19 protein-coding genes are annotated in these 19,931 nt (G+C 74.9%); 10 read left to right on the forward strand and 9 right to left on the reverse strand.

From position 1 onward, the window contains the following. Positions 1 to 67: 67 nt before the first annotated feature. On the forward strand, positions 68 to 652 hold the full coding sequence (locus tag MTO91_RS18080) for a TetR/AcrR family transcriptional regulator (RefSeq protein ID WP_405416288.1): 585 nt from the start codon (positions 68 to 70) through the stop codon (positions 650 to 652). Here the strand turns inward: MTO91_RS18080 and MTO91_RS18085 are convergent. The 4 genes from MTO91_RS18085 to cobF form a co-directional block, all read right to left on the reverse strand. Further along, positions 642 to 1,625, reverse strand: coding sequence for an SDR family NAD(P)-dependent oxidoreductase (locus MTO91_RS18085; protein ID WP_476652011.1), 984 nt, complete (start codon positions 1,623 to 1,625; stop codon positions 642 to 644). The two genes, MTO91_RS18080 and MTO91_RS18085, sit on opposite strands and share 11 nt — an antisense overlap. A gap of 40 nt (positions 1,626 to 1,665) precedes the next feature. Then, positions 1,666 to 3,525, reverse strand: coding sequence for a hypothetical protein (locus MTO91_RS18090; RefSeq protein ID WP_476652012.1), 1,860 nt, complete (start codon positions 3,523 to 3,525; stop codon positions 1,666 to 1,668). 405 nt (positions 3,526 to 3,930) lie between these two features. Then, positions 3,931 to 4,422 carry an SRPBCC family protein gene (locus tag MTO91_RS18095; protein WP_476652014.1) on the reverse strand — a complete coding sequence of 164 codons (492 nt, stop codon included), beginning with the start codon at positions 4,420 to 4,422 and terminating at the stop codon, positions 3,931 to 3,933. A gap of 30 nt (positions 4,423 to 4,452) precedes the next feature. After that, a complete protein-coding gene (cobF, locus tag MTO91_RS18100; RefSeq protein WP_476652015.1) occupies positions 4,453 to 5,259 on the reverse strand; it encodes a precorrin-6A synthase (deacetylating) in 807 nt (268 codons plus the stop codon). Positions 5,260 to 5,470: 211 nt separating this feature from the next. On the opposite strand from cobF, the gene MTO91_RS18105 reads away from it, so the two are divergent. After that, a complete protein-coding gene (locus tag MTO91_RS18105; RefSeq protein ID WP_251785173.1) occupies positions 5,471 to 6,658 on the forward strand; it encodes a glycosyltransferase family 4 protein in 1,188 nt (395 codons plus the stop codon). Between the two features lie 26 nt (positions 6,659 to 6,684). Here the strand turns inward: MTO91_RS18105 and MTO91_RS18110 are convergent, their stop codons facing one another. Then, positions 6,685 to 7,455, reverse strand: coding sequence for a fumarylacetoacetate hydrolase family protein (locus MTO91_RS18110; RefSeq protein ID WP_476652017.1), 771 nt, complete (start codon positions 7,453 to 7,455; stop codon positions 6,685 to 6,687). Positions 7,456 to 7,459: 4 nt separating this feature from the next. Next, positions 7,460 to 8,476: a heterodisulfide reductase-related iron-sulfur binding cluster gene (locus tag MTO91_RS18115; RefSeq protein ID WP_405416279.1), complete on the reverse strand. Its 1,017-nt coding sequence runs from the start codon at positions 8,474 to 8,476 to the stop codon at positions 7,460 to 7,462. On the opposite strand from MTO91_RS18115, the gene MTO91_RS18120 reads away from it, so the two are divergent. Beyond that, positions 8,460 to 8,672 carry a hypothetical protein gene (locus tag MTO91_RS18120; RefSeq protein WP_345652137.1) on the forward strand — a complete coding sequence of 71 codons (213 nt, stop codon included), beginning with the start codon at positions 8,460 to 8,462 and terminating at the stop codon, positions 8,670 to 8,672. The genes MTO91_RS18115 and MTO91_RS18120 overlap by 17 nt on opposite strands. Continuing rightward, entirely contained in the window at positions 8,669 to 9,427 is a 759-nt protein-coding gene (locus tag MTO91_RS18125) for an enoyl-CoA hydratase (RefSeq protein WP_476652018.1), read from the forward strand. The genes MTO91_RS18120 and MTO91_RS18125 overlap by 4 nt, the downstream gene beginning before the upstream one ends. Before the next feature lie 79 nt (positions 9,428 to 9,506). On the opposite strand, the gene MTO91_RS18130 is transcribed toward MTO91_RS18125, so the two are convergent. Then, a complete protein-coding gene (locus MTO91_RS18130; protein WP_476652020.1) occupies positions 9,507 to 10,817 on the reverse strand; it encodes a glycosyltransferase family 2 protein in 1,311 nt (436 codons plus the stop codon). 799 nt (positions 10,818 to 11,616) lie between these two features. Between MTO91_RS18130 and MTO91_RS18135 the strand changes: the two genes are divergently transcribed. Next, complete coding sequence (locus tag MTO91_RS18135) at positions 11,617 to 12,744, forward strand: C40 family peptidase (RefSeq protein WP_476652021.1); 1,128 nt, start codon at positions 11,617 to 11,619, stop codon at positions 12,742 to 12,744. 197 nt (positions 12,745 to 12,941) lie between these two features. Here the strand turns inward: MTO91_RS18135 and galT are convergent, their stop codons facing one another. Together galT and MTO91_RS18145 are read right to left on the reverse strand one after the other, a co-directional pair. Continuing rightward, positions 12,942 to 14,000 (reverse strand): galactose-1-phosphate uridylyltransferase, encoded by a 1,059-nt coding sequence (galT, locus tag MTO91_RS18140; protein WP_476654915.1) that lies wholly within the window; start codon positions 13,998 to 14,000, stop codon positions 12,942 to 12,944. 35 nt (positions 14,001 to 14,035) lie between these two features. After that, entirely contained in the window at positions 14,036 to 14,827 is a 792-nt protein-coding gene (locus tag MTO91_RS18145) for a DeoR/GlpR family DNA-binding transcription regulator (protein ID WP_208822112.1), read from the reverse strand. Positions 14,828 to 15,142: 315 nt separating this feature from the next. Here MTO91_RS18145 and MTO91_RS18150 point away from each other — a divergent pair, with 315 nt between their 5' ends. The 5 genes from MTO91_RS18150 to MTO91_RS18170 all read left to right on the forward strand — a co-directional run bounded on the left by MTO91_RS18150 (position 15,143) and on the right by MTO91_RS18170 (position 19,930). After that, positions 15,143 to 16,828 carry a sodium:solute symporter family protein gene (locus tag MTO91_RS18150; RefSeq protein WP_251785182.1) on the forward strand — a complete coding sequence of 562 codons (1,686 nt, stop codon included), beginning with the start codon at positions 15,143 to 15,145 and terminating at the stop codon, positions 16,826 to 16,828. 13 nt (positions 16,829 to 16,841) lie between these two features. After that, positions 16,842 to 17,138: a hypothetical protein gene (locus MTO91_RS18155; RefSeq protein ID WP_224402010.1), complete on the forward strand. Its 297-nt coding sequence runs from the start codon at positions 16,842 to 16,844 to the stop codon at positions 17,136 to 17,138. Positions 17,139 to 17,449: 311 nt separating this feature from the next. Beyond that, a complete protein-coding gene (locus MTO91_RS18160) occupies positions 17,450 to 18,076 on the forward strand; it encodes an IMPACT family protein (protein WP_476652023.1) in 627 nt (208 codons plus the stop codon). 4 nt (positions 18,077 to 18,080) lie between these two features. Then, positions 18,081 to 18,566, forward strand: a complete 486-nt coding sequence (locus tag MTO91_RS18165; protein ID WP_062396171.1) for a GNAT family N-acetyltransferase — start codon at positions 18,081 to 18,083, stop codon at positions 18,564 to 18,566. Between the two features lie 95 nt (positions 18,567 to 18,661). Beyond that, entirely contained in the window at positions 18,662 to 19,930 is a 1,269-nt protein-coding gene (locus MTO91_RS18170) for an Nramp family divalent metal transporter (protein ID WP_476652024.1), read from the forward strand. The last annotated feature ends 1 nt before the right edge of the window (position 19,931 follow it).

Here is a 19,931-nt window from a genome sequence, read left to right on the forward strand (position 1 = left end):
TCGCCGACACCGGATTTGCCGCGGCCGGTTCCCGCGCCGCACCCGTCGTACGAAGGAGCACTCCCCCGTGACCGCCGCCCCGTCCGCCCGTTCCGGTGACAGCACCCGCAGCGCCCTGCTCGCCGCGGCCGCGGACCTGTTCACCGAGCACGGCTACGACCGCACCTCGGTCCGCGCGATCGCCGACCGGGCCGGGGTGAACCAGGCGCTGCTCTTCCGCTACTTCGGCAGCAAGGACGCCCTGTTCGCCCGGGTCGCCGCCGAGCGCGCCCTCGCCGTGCTGCACGACGGCCCGCCCGAGGAGCTCCTGACCCGCCTGCTGCGGTCCATCCTCGACGGCGGCGACGGGCCCGAGCGCGACCTGTTCGGGCCCGTCGTGCGCTCGGCCGGGACGTCGGAGGCGGCCGCGGCCGTGCGGGTGGAGCTGGCCGGGGCGTTCACCGAGGCGTTCGCCGCGCAGGCCACCGGCGCCGCCGACCGGGCCGACGCCGAACTGCGCGCGGAGCTGGTCCTGACCTGGCTGCTCGGGCTGAGCCTGGTCCAGCCGCTGCTGCCCGGCGGCGCGGTCGGGCGGGCCGACCCGGACACGGTGCTGGACCACGTCACGCGCGCCGCCCGCACCCTGCTGCAGGCGCCCGGGCTCAGCCGGTGAGCCGGTCCACCTCGGCGCGGAACCGTTCGCGCTGGGCCGGGGTCTCCCGGGTCCGCGACAGGTAGTGCGCCGGGCGCGGGGCGCGGTCGTGCCAGAACCGGCCGGTCCCGACCGCCGACGACGGCGCGGCCGCGAGCCACACCGCGGTGTCCGCGCCCTGCGCCGGGGTGCGCAGCACGGGGCCGACCACCTTGTCGAACAACGGCAGCGACCCGGTGACGCCCGGGGTGCGGGCCCACCCGGGGTGCAGTGCGTGCACGGTGACGTGCCGGGGGGCCAGCTCGTCGGCGAGCAGACCGGTCAGGACGACCTGCATCCGCTTGGTGCGGGCGTAGGCCGCGGTGCCGCCGTAGTCACCGGTGCGGAACTGCAGGTCGTCGTCACGCAGGGGCTGGGCGTACATGCCGCCCGAGGACATGATGATCACCCGGGAGTCGGTTCCGGACCGCTCGGCGCCGGCCGCGAGGGTGTCGGTGAGCAGCCGGGTCAGCAGCAGCGGTCCGAGGACGTGCACGGCCAGGGTCAGCTCGTTGCCCTCGGAGGTCTCGCTGCGCTCGGGCGGGAGCAGCCCGGCGTTGTGCACCAGGACGTCCAGCGCGTCGACCTCGGTGGCGAAGCGGGTCGCGAACGCGCGCACGTCGGCGAGCTCACCCAGGTCGCAGACCTGCACCGGGAGCCGGTCGCGGGACAGGCCGGGGACGGCGGCCAGGATCCGGTCCTGCGTGGCGACCCCCTTGTCCCGGGAGCGGACGAGCAGGTGCACCGTCGCACCGAGCCGGACGAGCCCGGTCGCGATCGCCTCCCCCAGCCCGCCGCCCGCGCCGGTCACCAGCGCGGTGCGCCCGGTCAGGGCGCCGCGCGGCGGGTCGGCGCGGTCACCGCTCCACCCCGGGCGCCGCAGCAGGTACCCGATCCGTGAGTAGCCGGGGACCAGGGTGCGGTCGAGGACGGTATCCAGAGCGCTGCCGAGCACGGACCGATCCGACCACAGCACCGCGCCGCCCGCGCGTCGATCAGCCCTGCAGACCCGGACCGGAGACGTAGGGGGTGCCGGGGACGTTCGCCGTCGGGAGCTTCGGGACGGCGTCGGTGACCGGGTCGGCGGTGGAGATCCGCTCCATCGCGCCGCAGCTGGACAGCGAGTACGACAGCGGGTTCACCGGCGGGGCGGTGGCCTTGTCGAAGCCGTGCTCGACCTTGCGGATCGACATGGTGCCGCCCGTGAGCTTGTACATGTTCCCCGACGGGTTGGGTGCCTCCAGGGTGCCGTTGCCGTTCTCGTCGACCTCCCACTCGCCGACGGTCTGGCCGCCGGGCAGCGGGTTGGTGCCGTCGAGGATGCAGGGGTTGTTGTTGGTGGCGCTGGAGGTCGCGCCGTAGAAGAACGACACGTAGCGGGCGTCCGGGTCCATGCCGGTCGCGGTGCCGGAGACGGTGTCGGAGTCGACGGTGGCGGTCCCGGCCACGCCGTCGGTGTTCTTCGACGCCAGGTCGACCTGCGTGGGCCCGGTGCTCGGGCCGCCGACGACCCCGGCCACGTCCGGCAGGCCGCCGAGACCCGAGTAGTCGGGCAGGCCCGCCGTGCGCGCGACGCCGGACAGGTCCGGCAGTGGGCCGTCCCTGCCGGTCAGCGGGGTGGTGTCGGGCAGGCCCGCGATCTCGTTGAGGCCCTCCAGCGGTCCGCCCGCGGTGAGGCCGGGGACATCCGGGAGCTCGTCGGTGCTGCCGTCGGTGACGCCGGGGACCGACGGCAGCTCCGGCACGACGTCGCCGAGACCGGTGAGGGTGTCGGTCGGGCCGGCCAGCGGACTGTTGCCGGTGTCGGTGCCGACGACGGTGCCCGCGGCGCCCACCGCGGTGTCGACCAGCGAGCCGGCCTGCCCGGCGCCGGGCACCGAGGAACCGGCGTCGGACAGGGTCTGCGCCGGGTCGGGCAGCGACGTCAGGGGCTTCGTCGGGGTGTTCAGGTCGACGCCCGTGCCGAGGCCGCTCGTGAGGTCGCCGAGGCCGGGGACCGCGTCGAGCGGACCGGTCGAGGGGACGGCGGAGTCCTTCGAGCCGGACGAGCCGGCGGAGTCCTTCGAGCCGGACGAGCCGGCGGAGTCCTTCGAACCGGACGAGCCGGCGGAGTCCTTCGAACCGGACGAGCCGGCGGAGTCCTTCGAACCGGACGAGCCGGCGGAGTCCTTCGAACCGGACGAGCCGGCGGAGTCCTTCGAACCGGCCGAGCCGGCGGAGTCCTTCGAACCGGCCGAGCCGGCGGAGTCCTTCGAACCGGATGAGCCGGCGGAGTCCCGGTCCGGCTCCTCGAAGTCCTGGTCCGACTTCCCGGAGTTCTCCGACTTCCCGGCGGCCCTATCCGACTTCTCCGACTTCCCGGAGTCCTTCCCCGATTTCTCGGAGCCCTTCCCCGACTTCCCGGAGTCCTCACCCGACGTCCCCGAGGCCCCGTCCGACGTGTCGCGGCCCGGGCCGCCGTCCGCCGAGGAACCCGCCGAGCCCGATCCCGAGCCGCCCGGTCCCAGCACCGAGCCGACGACGTCCGCGCCGGTCACCAGGTCACCCAGCCCCCCGGAGGAGGACCCCGACGAGCCCGGGGAGTCGGAGCAGGACCCGCCGACCGGGGTGGTGCCGTCGGGGCAGTCCGCCGCGGCGCCCGACGAGTCGTCGTCGGAGCCCGTCCCGGCGAACGCCGTCCCGGCCGTCCCGCCGGAGGTCAGCAGCAGCGCCGCGAGCGCGGCGGGGGCGGCGATCCGGCGCGCGGTGCCCGCGGGGGGAGCGGCGTGCCTGCGCCGTCCGCGGAGGGACCGGCCGGCGGCCACCGCCGCGGCGACGCCGGTCGAACGGTGGCCGGTCCGGGTGTGCTTGCCCATCTCGAGCGGTCCTTCCGCCTCGCCGTGGGCGAGGGTGCTGGGGAGCGGTGGAGGACGGCGCGGGCACCGGCGTGGCCGGGGCGCGGGGGCACCCCTGGGGAGCGGCCGGATCGTGCCGGGTCACCCGGCTCGTCCGGTTCGGGACGGTACGAAACGGTGACCCGTCGAGGTTGCTTTCCTGAGAGGACCTCGGCGACCCGGGCGATCACGGGTCGGCCCCGGACGCCGAGTGACAGGTCGGCTGGACCGAACGGCTCAACGATCTACGACGAACACTCTCCGTGTTCTCAGGATCGCGGCAGGCCCCCTCCGTTCAACGAACGGGCGGCGCCCGGGGTGACGGGTCGTCGCAGAACGGCCACCGCTCGTACGTCCCGGCGCGTGGCCGTCACCCCGGACGGGGAACTAGCCGAGACGCTCGCGGACGGCGTCGAGGTTGCGTTCCATCCCGGTCCGCCACTCGCGCAGCCGGCCCTCGACGATCCGCTCCTCCTTGTCCGGCCACCGCTCGATCGCCTGCGAGAGGCCCGACGGCCCGGGACCCATCCGGGCCCACTGGCGCAGCACGGTGCCGTCGCCGTCGGGGGTGAGCTCGAACCGCCACACGGCGGTCGCTCCCCCGTCGCCACCGGGCTCGACGGTCCACTCGAACAGCCGCCCCGGCTCCCATCCGGTGACGGTGGAGACGGTGCTCCACTCCCCGATCGCGTCGTGGCGGTGGTGGCCGTGCAGCCGGGCGCCGAGGCCCGGCTCGTCACCCTCGCCCCACGAGGCGCGCTGCATCTCGGTCGAGGCCCGGGCCAGGAACTCCGGGTCGGTCACCAGCTCCCACACCGCCCGGGGCGGTGCGGCGACCCGGGCGGTGGCCTCGGTGGTGGGTCCGTCGGCGTAGCGCATGCGACCTCCTCGTCGTCGGGCCGCGGCGGGTCAGCGCTCGTCGGCACCCCGGCGCAGCAGGTAGGTGTCCATGATCCACCCCTTGTTCTCCCGGGCCTCGGCCCGGACCTTCAGGATCTCGTCGGTCACCTCGACGAGCGGCCCGGCGACGAGCAGCTCGTCGGGCGTACCCAGGTAGGCGCCCCAGAAGATGTGCAGCTCACGGCGCTGCTCGTCGGGCAGCGTGGCGAAGGCGGTGCGGCCGTCGAGCATCACGACGACGTCGTCGACGTCGGTGGGCATCCCCTCGGCGATCCGGCGCCCGGTGGTGATCAGGACGGGGCGCCCGACCCGGTTGAGGATCAGCCGGTGGGCGGCGGCGAGGGCGGCGACGCTGGAGATCCCGGCGATCGACTCGACCGACCACTGCTCCCCCGCGCCGGCGAGGACCCGGTCGAGCAGGCGCAGTGTCCCGTCGTAGAGGGAGGGGTCGCCCCAGACCAGGAAGGCGCCGGTCTGCCCGTCGGCCAGCTCGGCGTCGAGCATCTCGCGGTAGAGCCGGGCACGGCGGTCCTGCCAGTCGACCACGACGTCGCGGTAGCGCTCGTCGTCGCGCTCGACCTCGGCGCCGCGGTCCCGGCCCACCTCGGGCGCGGTGACCAGCCGGTACCCGCCGTCCGGGCGGTGCCGCCGCAGGAGCTCGGTGCGCAGGGCCAGCAGGTCGTCCTGCGACCCCCCGCCGTCGAGGCCCTTGTCGATGACGAACACGACGTCGGCCCGGCGCAGGGCGCGGACCGCCTGGAGGGTGAGGTGGTCGGGGTCACCGGCCCCGATCCCGATCACGAGAACCGTGCGCACCGGAGTGACCGTAACGGACCCCGGGCGCTCCCCGGCACTCCCCCGATCGGCAGGTACCCCCCGCCCGGTGTCGCCCGATGCGCGCAGCGTCCGACCCCGTCACGCGACGTCGTCACTCGGTAGTGTCATGGTGACCGGCGAGCCACGACCGGGTCACCGGCCGACCGCCGACGACCGACCCCGCAGCGCCACCCCGGGAGGCCACGTCACCGTGCCCACCAGCGAACACAGCAGGACCCTGACGATCGGACACCTCGTCGAGTCGCTCGACGACCGTGGCGTCGCCGCCGCGCTCGGTGACCTCGCCGCCGCGGCCCCGGACGCCGGGTTCCGGGTGGTGGTCGTCGCGCTGGCCCCGTCCGGGCACTCCGACGTCGCCGAGCGCATGGCCCGCGCCGGGGCGCCACCGGTCGAGCTGAACGTCGCGCCGTGGGACCCGCGTGCCGTGCTGAAGGTCCTCGCCGCGTTCCGGGAGCACGGTGTCGACCTGGTGCACACCCACGGCGCCCGGCCCGACGTCGTGGGCTCGGCCGCCGCGGCCCGGCTGCGGGTGCCCGCGGTGTCCACGCTGCACCACATCCACGAGCACCCCGCCGACCGCGGCGACCAGCTCCGGCGGACCGCGAAGACGTTGGCACGCAAGCGGTTCATGAATCGCACGATCGCGACGTCCGCCCTGCAGCGCGACTGGTACCGCCGCGCCGCCGGGTCCACCGAGGGCCTGTCGGTGATCCCGGACGGCGCCGCCGACCCCGGCGAGGGCACGCCCGAGGAGCGGGAGCGTCTGCGGCGCGGGCTCGGCGTGGACGACCACGAGGTCGTCGCCGTGTCGGTCGCGCCGATGCGCCGCGGCCAGGGGCAGGACATGCTGCTCGACGCCGTCGCCGGGATCGGACCGGACGAGCCGCTCACCGTGGTGCTCGGCGGCGACGGGCCGCTGCGGCCGTGGCTGGAGTCGCGCGTCGCCGCCGACGAGGCCCTGTCCGGCCGGGTGGCGTTCCGCCGCAGCACCGACCCGGTCGCGCTGCTCCGCGCCGCCGACGTGCAGCTGCACACGACCCGGCACGACACGATGCCCCGCATGCTGTTGCTCGGCCACGGCACCGGGACCCCGGCGGTCGCGACGCGGGTCGGCGGGATCCCGGAGATCGTGACCCGCGAGACCGGGCTGCTGGCCCCGGTCGACGCCACCCGGATCGCCGACGAGCTGGTGCGGCTGACCCGCGACGCCGAGCTGCGCGCCCGGCTCGGGGCCGGGGCCCGGCGGCGGTTCCTCGACCGGTTCGCGGCGGCGCCGTGGGCGGCCCGGCTCGGCGACGTCTACCGCAGCGCCGCCGGGGTGGCGGGCGCGCCCGCTCCCGCCGAGCTGGACACGCCGGAGCCGGTGGGCCGGGGCTGAGCCGAGCTGCGGCGGGCCGGGCCGGCTCAGTGCGGGACGGGCGCGGGCCGGTCGGCGACCGGGTTCTCCAGGGTCCCGACGCCGTCGATCTCGACGGTGACCCGGTCCCCCGCGGTCATCGGCCCGACCCCGCCGGGGCTGCCGGTGAGCACGACGTCGCCGGGCTGCAGCGTGGTCCAGCGGGTCACGTGGGCGAGGATCCGCGCGACGTCGAAGATCATCGCCCCGGTGTCGGACTCCTGGACGGTGCGGCCGTTCAGCGTGGTCCGCAGCCCCCACGGCCCCGCGCCCGGCTCGGTCTCGATGCACGGCCCGAGCGGGCAGAAGGTGTCCGCGCTCTTCGCCCGCGCCCACTGCCCGTCGGCGCGGTAGTCGTGCGCGGTGACGTCGTTGGCGCAGGTCAGGCCGAGCACGTGCGACCAGGCGGTGCGTTCGTCCAGGTCACGGGCCCGGCGGCCGATCACCACCGCGAGCTCGCCCTCGTACTCCAGCCGTTCCACCCCGGCCGGGCGCAGCACCGGCTTCCCCGGTCCGACGACGGCATTGGGCGCCTTGAGGAACAGCGCGGGCCGCTCCGGGCGGGGACGCCCCTTCTCGGCGAGCTGGCAGGGGTAGTTGCTCCCGACGCACACGATGGTGCGGGGGTCGCAGGGGGCGAGCAGGACGACCTCGGCGAGCCGCCCGGCGACCGCCCCCGGCCCGGACGGGCCCAGCTCGCGGACGACGTCGCCGTCGCCGCCGGTCTCGACCCGCCCCGTGCGGGGGCCCTGGCCGGAGTCGTAGCGGACCAGTCGCATCCGCTCACACCGTCCCGGCCGGGCCGAGTGCCTCGCGCACCAGCTCCAGCGGGTGCCAGGCGGTGCGCCCGGCGCCGTGGAAGATCTGCTGGCGGCAGGAGACGCCGGTCGCGGCGACCAGGGTGTCGGCGGGCTCGGCGTCGATCGCCGGGAGCAGCCGGTCCCGGCCGACCTCCATCGAGGTCGCGTAGTGCTCGGCCTCGAAGCCGAACGAGCCCGCCATCCCGCAGCAGCCGGAGTCGATCTCGGAGACCTCCAGCCCGGGGATGCGGCGCAGCAGCGCGAGCGTCGCCGCGGTCCCGACCTCGGCCTTCTGGTGGCAGTGCCCGTGGTAGACCACGCGCCGCCCGCTCAGCGCCGACCGCTCCGGCAGGACCAGGCGGCCGTCGTCGAGGGCCTCGACGAGCAGCTCCTCGACCTGGCGGACCCGCTCGCCCACCGACCGGGCCTCGGCGCTGTCCGGGAGCAGGGCGAGGGTCTCGTCGCGCAGGGTGAACACGCACGACGGCTCGCAGCCGACGATCGGCGCGTCGGCCGGTGTGTCCCGGGCGAGCGAGGTGACCAGGCCGGTCGCCTTGCGACGGGCGTCGTCGAGCAGTCCCTTGGACAGGCTGGACCGGCCGCAGCAGCCGCCGCCGGCCAGCTCGACCCGCCACCCGGCACGCTCCAGCAGACCGATCGCGGCCCGCCCGATGTGCGGCTCGGTGAAGGTGGTGAACGAGTCGGCCAGCCACACGACGGTCCCGGCCGGTGCGGCGGCCCGCGCGGGGTCACGGCGCCGGAACCACCGCACCAGGTTGTCCCGGTCGAAGCGCGGCAGCGGGCGGCGCGCGGTGATCCCGACGGTCCGCTCGGCGAGCCGGCGCAGCACCCCGACCCGGCCGGGCAGGTTGGACAGCGGCGCGGTCGCCGACCCGAGCCGGTTCAGCGTGCGGATCGCGCCGAACAGCCGCGAGCGCAGCGGCGTGCCGTGCACCGCGTGCTGCTGGTGGAGCGCCTCGGCCTTGGGCGAGGTCTTCACCGATCCGCTGCTCACCGGCCGGGACTTCTTCTGGGACGCCCCGCACCCGACCCTGCCCGCGGTCCGCCAGCTGGGGTCGCCGATGCGCTTCTCCCGCACCCCCGCGCGGCGGGGCACCGCCGGGCCCCCGCTCGGCGCGGCGACCGACGACGTCCTCGCCGAGCTGTCCGACCCCGCCCGCGGGGGCCACGCGTGAGCCCGGAGGTGACCGCGGAGCTCGCGGCCGGGGTGCTCACCGTGACCTTCCGCCGTCCCGAGCGGCGCAACGCACTGACCTGGGACATGTACGAGGGGCTGGTGGCGGCGTGCGAGCGGGCCGATGCCGACCCGGAGGTCCGGGCGCTCGTCGTGCGCGGCGAGGGCGGCCGGGCCTTCGCCGCGGGCACCGACATCGGCCAGTTCCGCGCGTTCGCCTCGGGCGCCGACGGGGTGGCCTACGAGCGCCGGGTCACCGCCGTGCTCGACCGGGTCCGCGCCGTCGGCGTGCCCACCGTGGCCGCGGTCGCCGGGTACTGCGTCGGCGGCGGGCTGGGCATCGCCTGCGCGGCCGACCTGCGCATCGCGACGCCCGGGTCCCGGTTCGGCGTGCCGATCGCCCGCACGCTGGGCAACTGCCTGTCCGCGCGGACCCTGGACCTGATGGTCGAGGCCCTGGGCCGACCGCTGACGGCGGACCTGCTGCTCACCGCGCGGATGCTGGAGACAGTGGAGGCCGCGCGGGTGCCGGGGTTCCTGCACGCCGTCGTCGACGACCTCGACGCGGGACTGGACGCGCTCACCGGGCGGCTCACCACCGGCGCACCGCTGACGATCTGGGCGACCAAACGGCTGCTGGACGACCGGTCCGCCGACGACACCGCGGTGGTCGACCGGGTCTACGGATCGACCGACTTCCGCACGACGGTCGCCGGGTTCGGGCAGGGCGGCACCCCGAGCTGGACCGGGACCTGATCCCGGGCTCCGGCCCGCCGTCGGACCGCCGACCCCGGGGCCGGCGCCCGGTGGCGGGCCCGCCGGGCCCGGACCGCGGTCAGCGCCGCCGCAGCGGCCGGGCCGGGCCGGTCAGCGGCGGGGTCGTCCCGCCCTCGGCCTGCACCTGACGGCGCGCCTGGAGGTAGAGCGCCGGACCGGACACCAGCCCGCGCAGCTTGCGGGCGCCCGCGCCGCCCGGCAGCGCGGCGACGTCCTGCGGCGCCGGGCGCTCCTCGGTCGCGATCGGGACCGGACCCGGGGTCGGGCCGGGCGCGCCGACCGCGGCGGGCGCGGGCTCCTGCCGGGCCCGCGCGACCGTCGCCGGCGTCGAGGACTCGCGGCGCACGATGTCACGCAGGCGCCCGACCGCGGCCGGGAACCGGCGCACCGCGAGCCGGCGCGCCCGCGGGTCCAGTGCGACCTTGCCCAGGAACGCGCCCAGACCCAGCGCGTAGCCGCCCATCTGCTCGCGCAGCTCCCCCGGCGACGGCCGGTGGTGGTGCCACACCCACGCCGAGGGCAGGTAGGCCAGGGTGCCGCCGTCGAGCACGATCCGGACCAGCAGCTCGATGTCCTCACCGCCCCGGGTGGGCCGGCCCGGTCCCAGCGCCTCGTCGAACCCGCCGAGCGCACGGACCGGCTCGGCGCGCACCGCCAGGTTGGCGCCGATCCCGAACAGGCCCGGTGAGAACGGGAACACCGGGGAGTCCGCGGGCGGGTCGTCGAGCCGGAACCGGCGCGGCAGGAAGCCCTTGTTCCAGGCCAGCGCGACGTCGGCGGCCCGCTCCTCGGGGGTCTCCAGCCGCGCGGCGAGCACCGGCCCGCTCAGCGCGGTGAGCCCCGGGTCCTCGGCGAAGGACCCGGCGATCCGCGACGCCCACCGCGGGTCGGGCTCGGTGTCGTCGTCGGTGAACGCGACGACCGCGGTGCGGGCCTCGGCGAGGCCGCGGTTGCGCCCGACCGAGACACCGCGGCGCGGCTCGCGGACGTAGCGGACCCGCGGGTCCGCGCAGTCACGGACGACCTCGCGGGTGCGCTCGTCGGGCGGATCGTTGTCGACGACGAGCACGGTCACGTCCGGGTGGTCGCCTGCCAGCACCGCGGCCAGGCAGCGGCGCACGCTGTTCGGCCGCCCCCGCGTCGCGACCACGACGGTGAGCGGCTCGGCCGACACCGCAGGCTCCCCCGGCGGCTCACGCCCGGCGACGGCCGCGGCGGCGCGGGCCAGGTCGGCGGCGCGCGCCCGGCCCTCGTGCAGCGGGACGTCGGCCTGCCCGACGGGCACGCCGCCGTCGGTCACCAGCAGCCGGGCCGAGCCGAACCGCGGCGGGACGACGAGGTCACCGGCCCCACGACCCGTGCCGTGCACGGCACGATGGTGGGCGAGCTCGCCCACCCAGACGGGGCCGCCTGCTCGGTCCGGCACTGCTGCGACCTCCCGGGTCGTGGGTCCTCGTCGGTGGGTCCGTGTCGGTGGTCCGGCCCCGGGACCCGACCGCCCGCGGACGTGACCCCGTGTGCCTACGTCGCGGACCGCCGCCCGGTTCACCGTGTGCGGCCGACGTCACGTTGCGCCGCACCGGGCACCGGACCACGGCGTCGAGCCGGCCGGTGCGCGCCGCACCGGTCACGGCCGGCACGCGCCCCGATCGTCGCAGAGCACCCGGCACCCGCGCTCACCAGGCACGGGACGCCTCCCGCGTGCTGCTCCGTCCGCCACGATCCGGACCGCCTCCCGGCGCAGTCACCGGACGGGGTGCCGCCCGGGCGCCACCGGCGGGCGTGCCGGGTTCGTGACGAGCTGGTCCGTCCGGGGCTTTTCCCGGTCACGGTGCGCACCGTGACACCGACCCGGACGCACCGTTCGGCGCAGCACACCGACCGTACGACCCGAACGGCGCACCGCACCCACCGTTGGACGTGGGTCCGGTACGTGGGTCGCTCCGGACCGGCCGTTCGCCGCACACCCGGCGAGCCCGGTCGGTGTGCGTGTCACGGAGCGGTTACGGTCCCTCCTGGCTGGTCGACGAGATGTCGGCTGGTGCGCCTGGTCGGTCCCCCGCTCCCCGCTGGCCGACACTCCCCCTGGCGCCCACCCAGCACGCAGCGGGCGGAGCCGTGTCCGGTCACGAGGACCGGGGCGGATCCGGGGTGGCGAGGACCCCCGAATGACCACTGCACTCACCCCGGACCTCCATACATCCGAGAGCGACGTCCCCCGGCGTCGCCGGGACCGTGACGCCGGCGCGGGCATCTCCGCCGCCGATCTGCTCGCGCGGTACTCCGAGGCCGGTTTCGACACCCCCGCGCCCGGCAGCCGCCGAGCCCGCCGTTCCGAGGCCCCCGGCCCGGACCTGGAGCGCATCGACACCCCCGCGACCGGCCTCCCCGCCGCGTCCGGCGTCGACACCGTCATCACCCGCGACGTGCCGGACACCCCCGCCGGCGTCACCTCGCGGACCGCGATCGGCCTGCTCCGCGGCACCTCGGACACCGGGCCGCTCGGGCGTCACCCGCGCGCGGTCGTCGCGACCATGTCGGCCACCCTGGTCGGCGCCACCGCGGTCATGGGCGTCGTGTCGACGCTCAGCTCGCCGGAGCAGTCCCCCGAGACCTCCGCGGACATGGACCTCACCGGCGCGGCCAACGAGGCCACGATGAAGCTGTCGGTCCCGGCAGCGGGCTCCGAGCACGGCGGCACCGGCACCAGCGACGCCGCGTCCACCCTGACCAGCGGTTTCGAGCACGTCACCGCGTCGGTCCCGCAGGCGTTCGAGAAGGCCGACGCGGCCCGCATCGCCGCGGTCGCCCAGAAGGAGGCCGCCGCGAAGGCGGCCGAGGCCCGTGCGAAGGCCGCCGAGGCGGCCGCCCGCAACGGCGGCGGCGGCGGTGACGACGACGGTGACGGCGGCGGCCTCGGCGACATCGTCGGCGGTCTGACCGGTTCCTCGGACGGCGCCCAGGCGCTCGCCCAGGCCAAGCAGCAGCTCGGCAAGCCCTACAAGTGGGGCGCCACCGGCCCGAGCGCGTTCGACTGCTCCGGTCTGATGGTCTGGGCGTTCGAGCAGATCGGCGTCGACCTGCCGCGCACCTCCAGCGCGCAGTCGCAGATGGACGGCACCCCGGTCTCCAAGAGCCAGCTCAAGCCCGGCGACCTGGTGTTCTTCTACTCCCCGGTGAGCCACGTCGGCATCTACGCCGGCAACGGCAAGGTGCTCCACGCCTCCACCAGCGGCGAGCCGGTCAAGTACTCCGACATCGACGCGATGCCGTTCCACAACGCGGTCCGGGTCTGACCGACCGCGTCACCGACGTCCGAGGCCGGTGCCCCTGGGGAGGGGTACCGGCCTCGACGCACGTCGGGGCGGAGCACGTCCGCGGTCCACGCCCCCCTCGATGATCCGCGTTCCGCGCGCAGATCCGCCGGGCGCGCGCCTCCGGACGCGGTCGGACAACGGATCACCGCGCGTTCCTGCGGTCGCCGTCGACCCGGCTACAGCGAACGCAGCCGCTCCGCGACCGCCTCGGGCAGCACGTCGGAGATGAACGCGCCCGCGCCGGACTCCGATCCCGCCAGGTACTTGATCTTCCCGGGCGCCCGGCGGATCGAGTGCAGGCGCAGGTGCAGCCGGGCGTCGGAGCGACCGTCGGACTCCAGCACCGGGGCCTGGTTCCAGCCCGCGACATAGGGCAGCTCGTCGTCGTAGAGGGCGTCGAGGCGGCGCAGCACGTCGAGGTAGAGGGTCGCGAACTCGGCGCGCTGGGCCTCGTCGAGGGCGGGCAGGTCCGGGGTCGGCCGGTGCGGGTACAGGTGCACCTCGACCGGCCAGCGCGCCGCCTGCGGCACGAACGCCGTCCAGTGCTCCCCCGCGACGACGACCCGCTCCCCCGCCCGCTCGGCGGCCAGCTGCGTGTCGAACAGGTTCTCCCCGGTCGCCTCCCGGTGCGCGGCGACGTGGGCGAGCATCCGCTGCGGGAACGGCGGGACGTAGGGGTAGGCGTAGATCTGGCCGTGCGGGTGGGACAGCGTCACGCCGATCTCGGCGCCCCGGTTCTCGAACGGGAAGACGTAGCGGACCCCCGGCCGGGCGCCCAGCTCGGCGGTCCGGTCGGCCCACGCGTCCAGCACCAGGCGGGCGCGGTCGGGCGTCAGCCGGGAGAACGGGGTGTCGTGGTCGTCGGTGAAGCAGACGACCTCGCACCGGCCCGACGCCGCCTGCGGCACCTCGCCCGGCTCGGGAAGCGGAGCGCCGGGCGCCGACCCGAACGACGGGAAGCGGTTCTCGAACGCGACGACGCCGTACTCCGGGCTCGGCACCTCGGTGTGGCGGCCGTCGCGGCTGGGGCACAGCGGGCACTGGTCGGCCGGCGGCTTGTAGGTGCGGTCCTGCCGGTGCGCGGCGATCGTCACCCACTCCCCGGCCAGCGCGTCGTAGCGCAGCTGGGAGGCGGGCACGACCCGCGGGAGGTCGCGGGCGTCGACGAGATCGGCCGGGTCGCGGGGGGCGTGGTCGGGGCCGTCGAACCAGATGACCTCCCGGCCATCGGCCATCCGGGTGGTCAGCTTCTGCACCTTCTGCACGGACGTCACCTTCCGGGGCGGGCAATGATCACGTGGTCGACCTCGCCCTCGAGGACCGCACGGTCGGCGTCGGCCAGACCGGAGTCGGTCACGAGGACGTCGGCCTCGGACAGCTCGGCGATCGTCGAGATCCCGACGGTGCCCCACTTGGTGTGGTCGGCGACGACCACGAGCCTGCTGCCGGACTCGATGAGGGCGCGGTTGGTGTCGCGCTCGGTGAGGTTCGGGGTGGAGAAGCCCGCCGCGGCGCTCATGCCGTGCACCCCGAGGAACACCGTCTCCAGGTTCAGCGAGCGCAGCGCGGTGATCGCGACCGGGCCGACCAGTGCCTCCGAGGGCGTCCGCACGCCCCCGGTGAGGATCACCGTGGTCCCGCGGGCGTCGGCGCCACCGGTGTGGAACGCGTCGGCGACGGCGACGGAGTTGGTCACCACGGTCAGCCGTGGCACGGCGGCGAGCAGCTGGGCGAGCCGCCAGGTCGTCGTGCCCGCGGACAGGCCGATCGCGGCGCCGGGGGTCACCAGCTCGGCGGCCGCGGCGGCGATGGCGTCCTTCTCCTCCAGCTCGCACACCGACTTCGCGGCGAACCCGGGCTCGGAGGTGGTGTGCTCGCCGACGGCCGTCGCGCCGCCGTGCACCTTGTCCACCAGGCGTCGCCGGGCCAGCACGTCGAGGTCGCGGCGCACGGTCATCTCGGACACGCCGAGGTGGTCGGCGAGCTCGGACACCCGCACCGCGCCGCGGGTGCGGACCTGCTCCACGATCACCTCGCGCCGCTGCTCGGCGAGCAGGCTCATCGCGTCCGGGCCGGACACCGTCGGGACTTCACCCGCACAGAATGCAACACAACCGAACGTGCGGCAAGGGTCGACCCTGCGTGTCGAGACCCGGTCGAACCGTGCGCGGAGGTCACCGAGCGGTCTCGAATTCGAGCGAAAGTGTTCACTTCTGATCGAGTGCGGTCTAGCTTGTGCGTTGGTCCGCGCAACGTGCCGTCGTGCACCACCGGCCGGCGGACCGGCAGCACACGCACTCGACGGCGAGGAGCTACCCGAGATGGATCATCACGAGACGGCCCGGCGGGCCCCGGGGACGTCCCGGGAGGACGCGGCATGACCGCCCAGGAGGTCCTGCGCCTCAACCCGAACCTGGTCGACTACCTGCTGGTCGCGTTCTACTTCGTACTGGTGCTCGGCATCGGCTTCGCGGCGCGGCGCTCGGTGTCCTCCAGTCTCGACTTCCTGCTGTCCGGCCGGTCGATGCCGGCCTGGATCACCGGTCTGGCGTTCATCTCGGCCAACCTGGGTGCGATCGAGCTGATCGGCATGGTGGCCAACGGCGCCCAGTTCGGCATCCCGACGGTGCACTACTACTGGCTGGGCGCGATCCCGGCGATGGTGTTCCTCGGCATCGTGATGATGCCGTTCTACTACGGCTCCAAGGCCCGCAGCGTCCCGGAGTTCCTGCTCAAGCGGTTCAACAAGACCACCCAGCGGGTGCAGGCGGTGATCTTCGCGGTCGCCTCGATCCTGATCGCCGGGGTCAACCTGTTCTCCCTGGGCCTGGTCCTGGAGGCGCTGCTCGGCTGGTCGCTGTACCTGGCGATCCCGGTCGCGGCCGTCGTCGTCCTGGGCTACATCTCCCTCGGCGGGCTGTCGGCCGCGATCTACACCGAGGTCCTGCAGTTCTTCGTGATCCTCGCGCTGCTGATCCCGCTGACCGTCGCCGGGCTCAACCGGGTCGGCGGCTGGGACGGCCTGACCCGTGCGGTCACCGAGGGCCCGAGCGCCGGTGCGGACCTGAACGCCTGGCCCGGCACCCCGCTCACCGAGATCGCGAACCCGTTCCTGTCGGTGCTGGGCATCGTGTTCGGTCTCGGGTTCGTGCTGTCCTTCGGCTACTGGACGACGAACTTCGCCGAGGTCCAGCGCGCCCTGTCGGCCAAGTCGATGTCCGCCGCGCGGCGCACCCCGATCATCGGCGCGTTCCCGAAGGCGCTGGTCGTGCTGGTCATCGTGACCCCGGGCATGATCGCCGGGATCCTGGTCCCGCAGATCGCCGCGGTGAAGTCCGGTGGCGGCGACGCCGTCGAGGGCATCACCTACAACAACGCGCTGTCGCTGCTGATGAAGGAGGTCCTGCCCAACGGGATCCTCGGCGTCGCGATCGCGGGTCTGCTGGCCGCGTTCATGGCCGGCATGGCGGCGAACATCAGCTCGTTCAACACGGTGTTCACCTACGACATCTGGCAGGACTGGGTGCGCCCGGGCCGCGCCGACCGCTACTACCTCGGCGTCGGCCGGCTGGTCACGATCATCGGCTGCGTGCTCGCGATCGGCACCGCGTTCATCGCGTCCGGGTCGGCGAACCTGATGGACTACATCCAGTCGCTGTTCAGCTTCTTCAACGCGCCGCTGTTCGCGATCTTCATCCTCGGCCTGTTCTGGAAGCGGATGACCGGGCCGTCGGCCTGGATCGGCCTGCTCTCCGGCACCACCGCGGCGGTGCTGGTCGACATCCTGGTCCGTACCGAGGTCTGGACGATGTCCAGCCAGGCGGGCAGCTTCGTCGGCGCCATCGCGGCGTTCGTCGTCGGTGTCGGCGTGTCCGCGGGGGTCTCGATGGTGACCACCCCGAAGCCGGACGCCGAGCTGGTCGGCCTGACCTGGAGCCTGACCCCGAAGGAGGCGCGCACCCACTCCACCGACGGTGACGACGCGGGCTGGTACCGCAGTCCGAACGTCCTCGGCGCGCTGGTGCTGGCCCTGACCGTCGTCCTCTACGTCGTGTTCGGCTGAGCGGAGACCTGCGATGAGCTCGAAGAGTGAGAACCACCCCGACCACCACGGGACCGACGCCCCGGTCTCCTCGACCGCGGCGAACCTGTTCGACCTGCGCTCGGTGATCGCCCTGCTGTTCGGGGTCTACGGCATCGTCCTGCTGGTCATGGGGATCGTGTCGGGCGACGACCCGGAGAACCTCGCCAAGACCGGCGGGACGAACCTCAACCTCGACACCGGCATCGGCATGCTGGTCATCGGGGCGTTGTTCGTACTGTGGGTGTACCTGCGACCGCTGAAGCTGGCCGCGCCGGAGCAGCAGGACTGACCGCACTCCCCCGGCCGGGGGCGCCCTCAGCGCTCCCGGTCGGCGGGGGTGGGGTAGACCGGGTTGAACGCCGCGAGGGTGTAGTCGTCGATCCGGCGCGCCACGCGAGTCAGACCGGAACGCAGGACGCGGAGGGTGTCGCTCATGGACGGGGGTCCCTTCGATGTCGGCGGTGGAACCGCCTGGTGTGGACGAGGGAGCCCGCCGGGTGAGGCGGGCGGCCTCGTCACCGGACACGCCCAGGATGCACTGAATCGATCCCGACGCGCCGCCGATCGCGAGCGCGGTCACGGTGTGAGGCCGGTCGCGGCGTGCGGATGATCGCCCGCGACGGGAGCGCGGAGACCGAGATCGCCCGGTCGCGCTTCCGCTGCACCGTCGCCCGGGTCGCCGACGTCGGGGCCGCCCAGGACGTGATCGACCGCGTCCGCCGGGCCGGGCCGGACGCCACCCACCACTGCACCGCGCTGCGCGTCGGTGACCCCGGCACCGGGGACCTCACCGCCCGCAGCAGCGACGACGGCGAGCCCTCGGGCACGGCGGGCGTCCCGATGCTGGAGGTGCTCACCCGGCGCGGGCTGACCGACGTCGTCGCCGTCGTCTCGCGCTGGTTCGGCGGGACGAAGCTCGGCGCGGGCGGGCTGGTCCGCGCGTACTCCGGCGCCCTGACCGCGGCCCTGGACGCGGTCGGCGAGCTGCGCCGGGTCCGGCACCGGGAGCTGCTGCTCGCCGTCGGCCACGACCGCGCCGGCCGCCTGGAGCACGACCTTCGCCACTCCCCGTACCGGCTGTGCGATGTCACACACGGCACGGACGTCACGCTGACCGTGGCCGTCGCCGAGCCGGAGACCGGCGCCTTCGCCGACTGGCTCGCCGAGCACACCGGCGGCGACGTCGAGGCGCTCGACGCCGGCCCGCGCGACCTCTACCTACCCTGAGCGCATGCACATCCGCGCCGCCACCGACGACGACCTCCCCGCCGTCCTCGCCGTGCTCCGCCCGATCTTCGCCGAGGGCCGCACCTACACCGTCCCGCCCGACGCCGACGACGCCTGGGTCACCCGCATGTGGATGCTCCCGCCGCCGGCGCGGGTCGTCGTGGCGGTGCGGGACGGCCGGGTCGTCGGCACCGCGAAGACCGGGCCCAACCAGGCCGGGCCGGGCTCGCACGTCGCGACCGCGAGCTTCGCGGTCGACGCGGGCGAGGCCGGGCGCGGCACCGGACGCGCGCTCGGCGAGCACGTGCTGGCCCTCGCCCGCGCGGACGGCTACTCCGCGATGCAGTTCAACGCCGTCGTGGCGACCAACACCCGCGCGGTCGCGCTGTGGCACTCGCTGGGCTTCGCCACGGTCGGCACGGTGCCCGACGCCTTCACCCTGCCCGACGGCACGACCACCGGCCTGCACGTGATGCACCGCTACCTGTGAGCCGCACGGCCTGCACCGTCACAGGTCTGTACCAGCGGAGTTAGTCGTGCCTACACTGCGTCTTCGTCGGACCTCATCACCTCGCGGGGGCGCACATGACGAGCACGGACACGGCCGCGTCGGCGGCACCGCTCACCGTGGAGCAGCTGCGCCGGCGCGGCTGGCGCGGCAGGCTCGCCGTCCTCGGGCCCGCGTTCGTCGCCGCCGTCGCCTACGTCGACCCGGGCAACTTCGCGACCAACTTCTCCGCCGGCGCCGGCTACGGCTACCTGCTGGTGTGGGTGATCGTCGTCGCCAACCTGATGGCGATGCTCATCCAGTCGCTCTCGGCCAAGCTCGGGCTCGCAACCGGGAAGAACCTGCCCGAGCTGTGCCGCGAGCACCTCACCCCGTGGCGGAACCGGTTCATGTGGGCCCAGGCCGAGCTCGTCGCGATCGCGACCGACCTGGCCGAGGTGATCGGCGGCGCGGTCGCCCTGCACCTGCTGTTCGGGATCCCGCTGTTCACCGGCGGGGTGATCACCGGCGTGATCGCCTTCGTGCTGCTGGGGCTGCAGTCGCGCGGGCACCGGCCGTTCGAGCGGGGGATCGTGTTCCTGCTCGCGATCATCCTGGTCGGGCTGGTGTCGACCCTGCTGCGCACCGACGTCGACGGGCCCGCGCTGGCCGCGGGCCTGGTCCCCGGCTTCGACGGCGTCGGCTCGCTGGTGCTCGCCACCGGCATCCTGGGTGCCACCGTGATGCCGCACGTGATCTATCTGCACTCCGCGCTGACCCAGGGCCGTCTGGTCGCCCGCGGGCCCGAGGACACCCGGTTCCTGCTGCGGGTCGGGCGCACCGACATCGCGCTCGGGATGGGCGTGGCCGGGCTGGTCAACCTGTCGATGCTGGTCGTGGCGGCCGCCCTGTTCGCCGGGACCGACGTCCCCGGCACCGACACCCTGGAGGGGATCTTCGCCGGGCTGGGCACCGAGCTCGACGCCGTCGCCGCGTACGGGTTCGCGATCGCGCTGCTCGCCTCGGGGTTCGCGTCCTCGGGCGTGGGGACCTACGCCGGGCAGGTCATCATGGCCGGGTTCCTGCGCCGCCGGATCCCGCTGCTGCTGCGCAGGCTGCTGACCCTCGCGCCCGCCCTGCTCGTGCTGGGCATCGGGATCGACCCGACGCAGGCGCTGGTGCTCTCCCAGGTCGTGCTGTCGTTCGGCATCCCGTTCGCGCTGGTCCCGCTGGTGTGGCTGACCGCCCGCCGCGAGGTGATGGGCGACCTGGTCAACCACCGCGTCACCACGACCGCGGCGGTCGTCGTCGCCGCGGTCGTGGTGGGGCTGAACGCCTTCCTGATCTGGGAGGCGTTCGTCGCCTGAG

Source organism: Pseudonocardia sp. 2-7, from assembly GCF_056341085.1.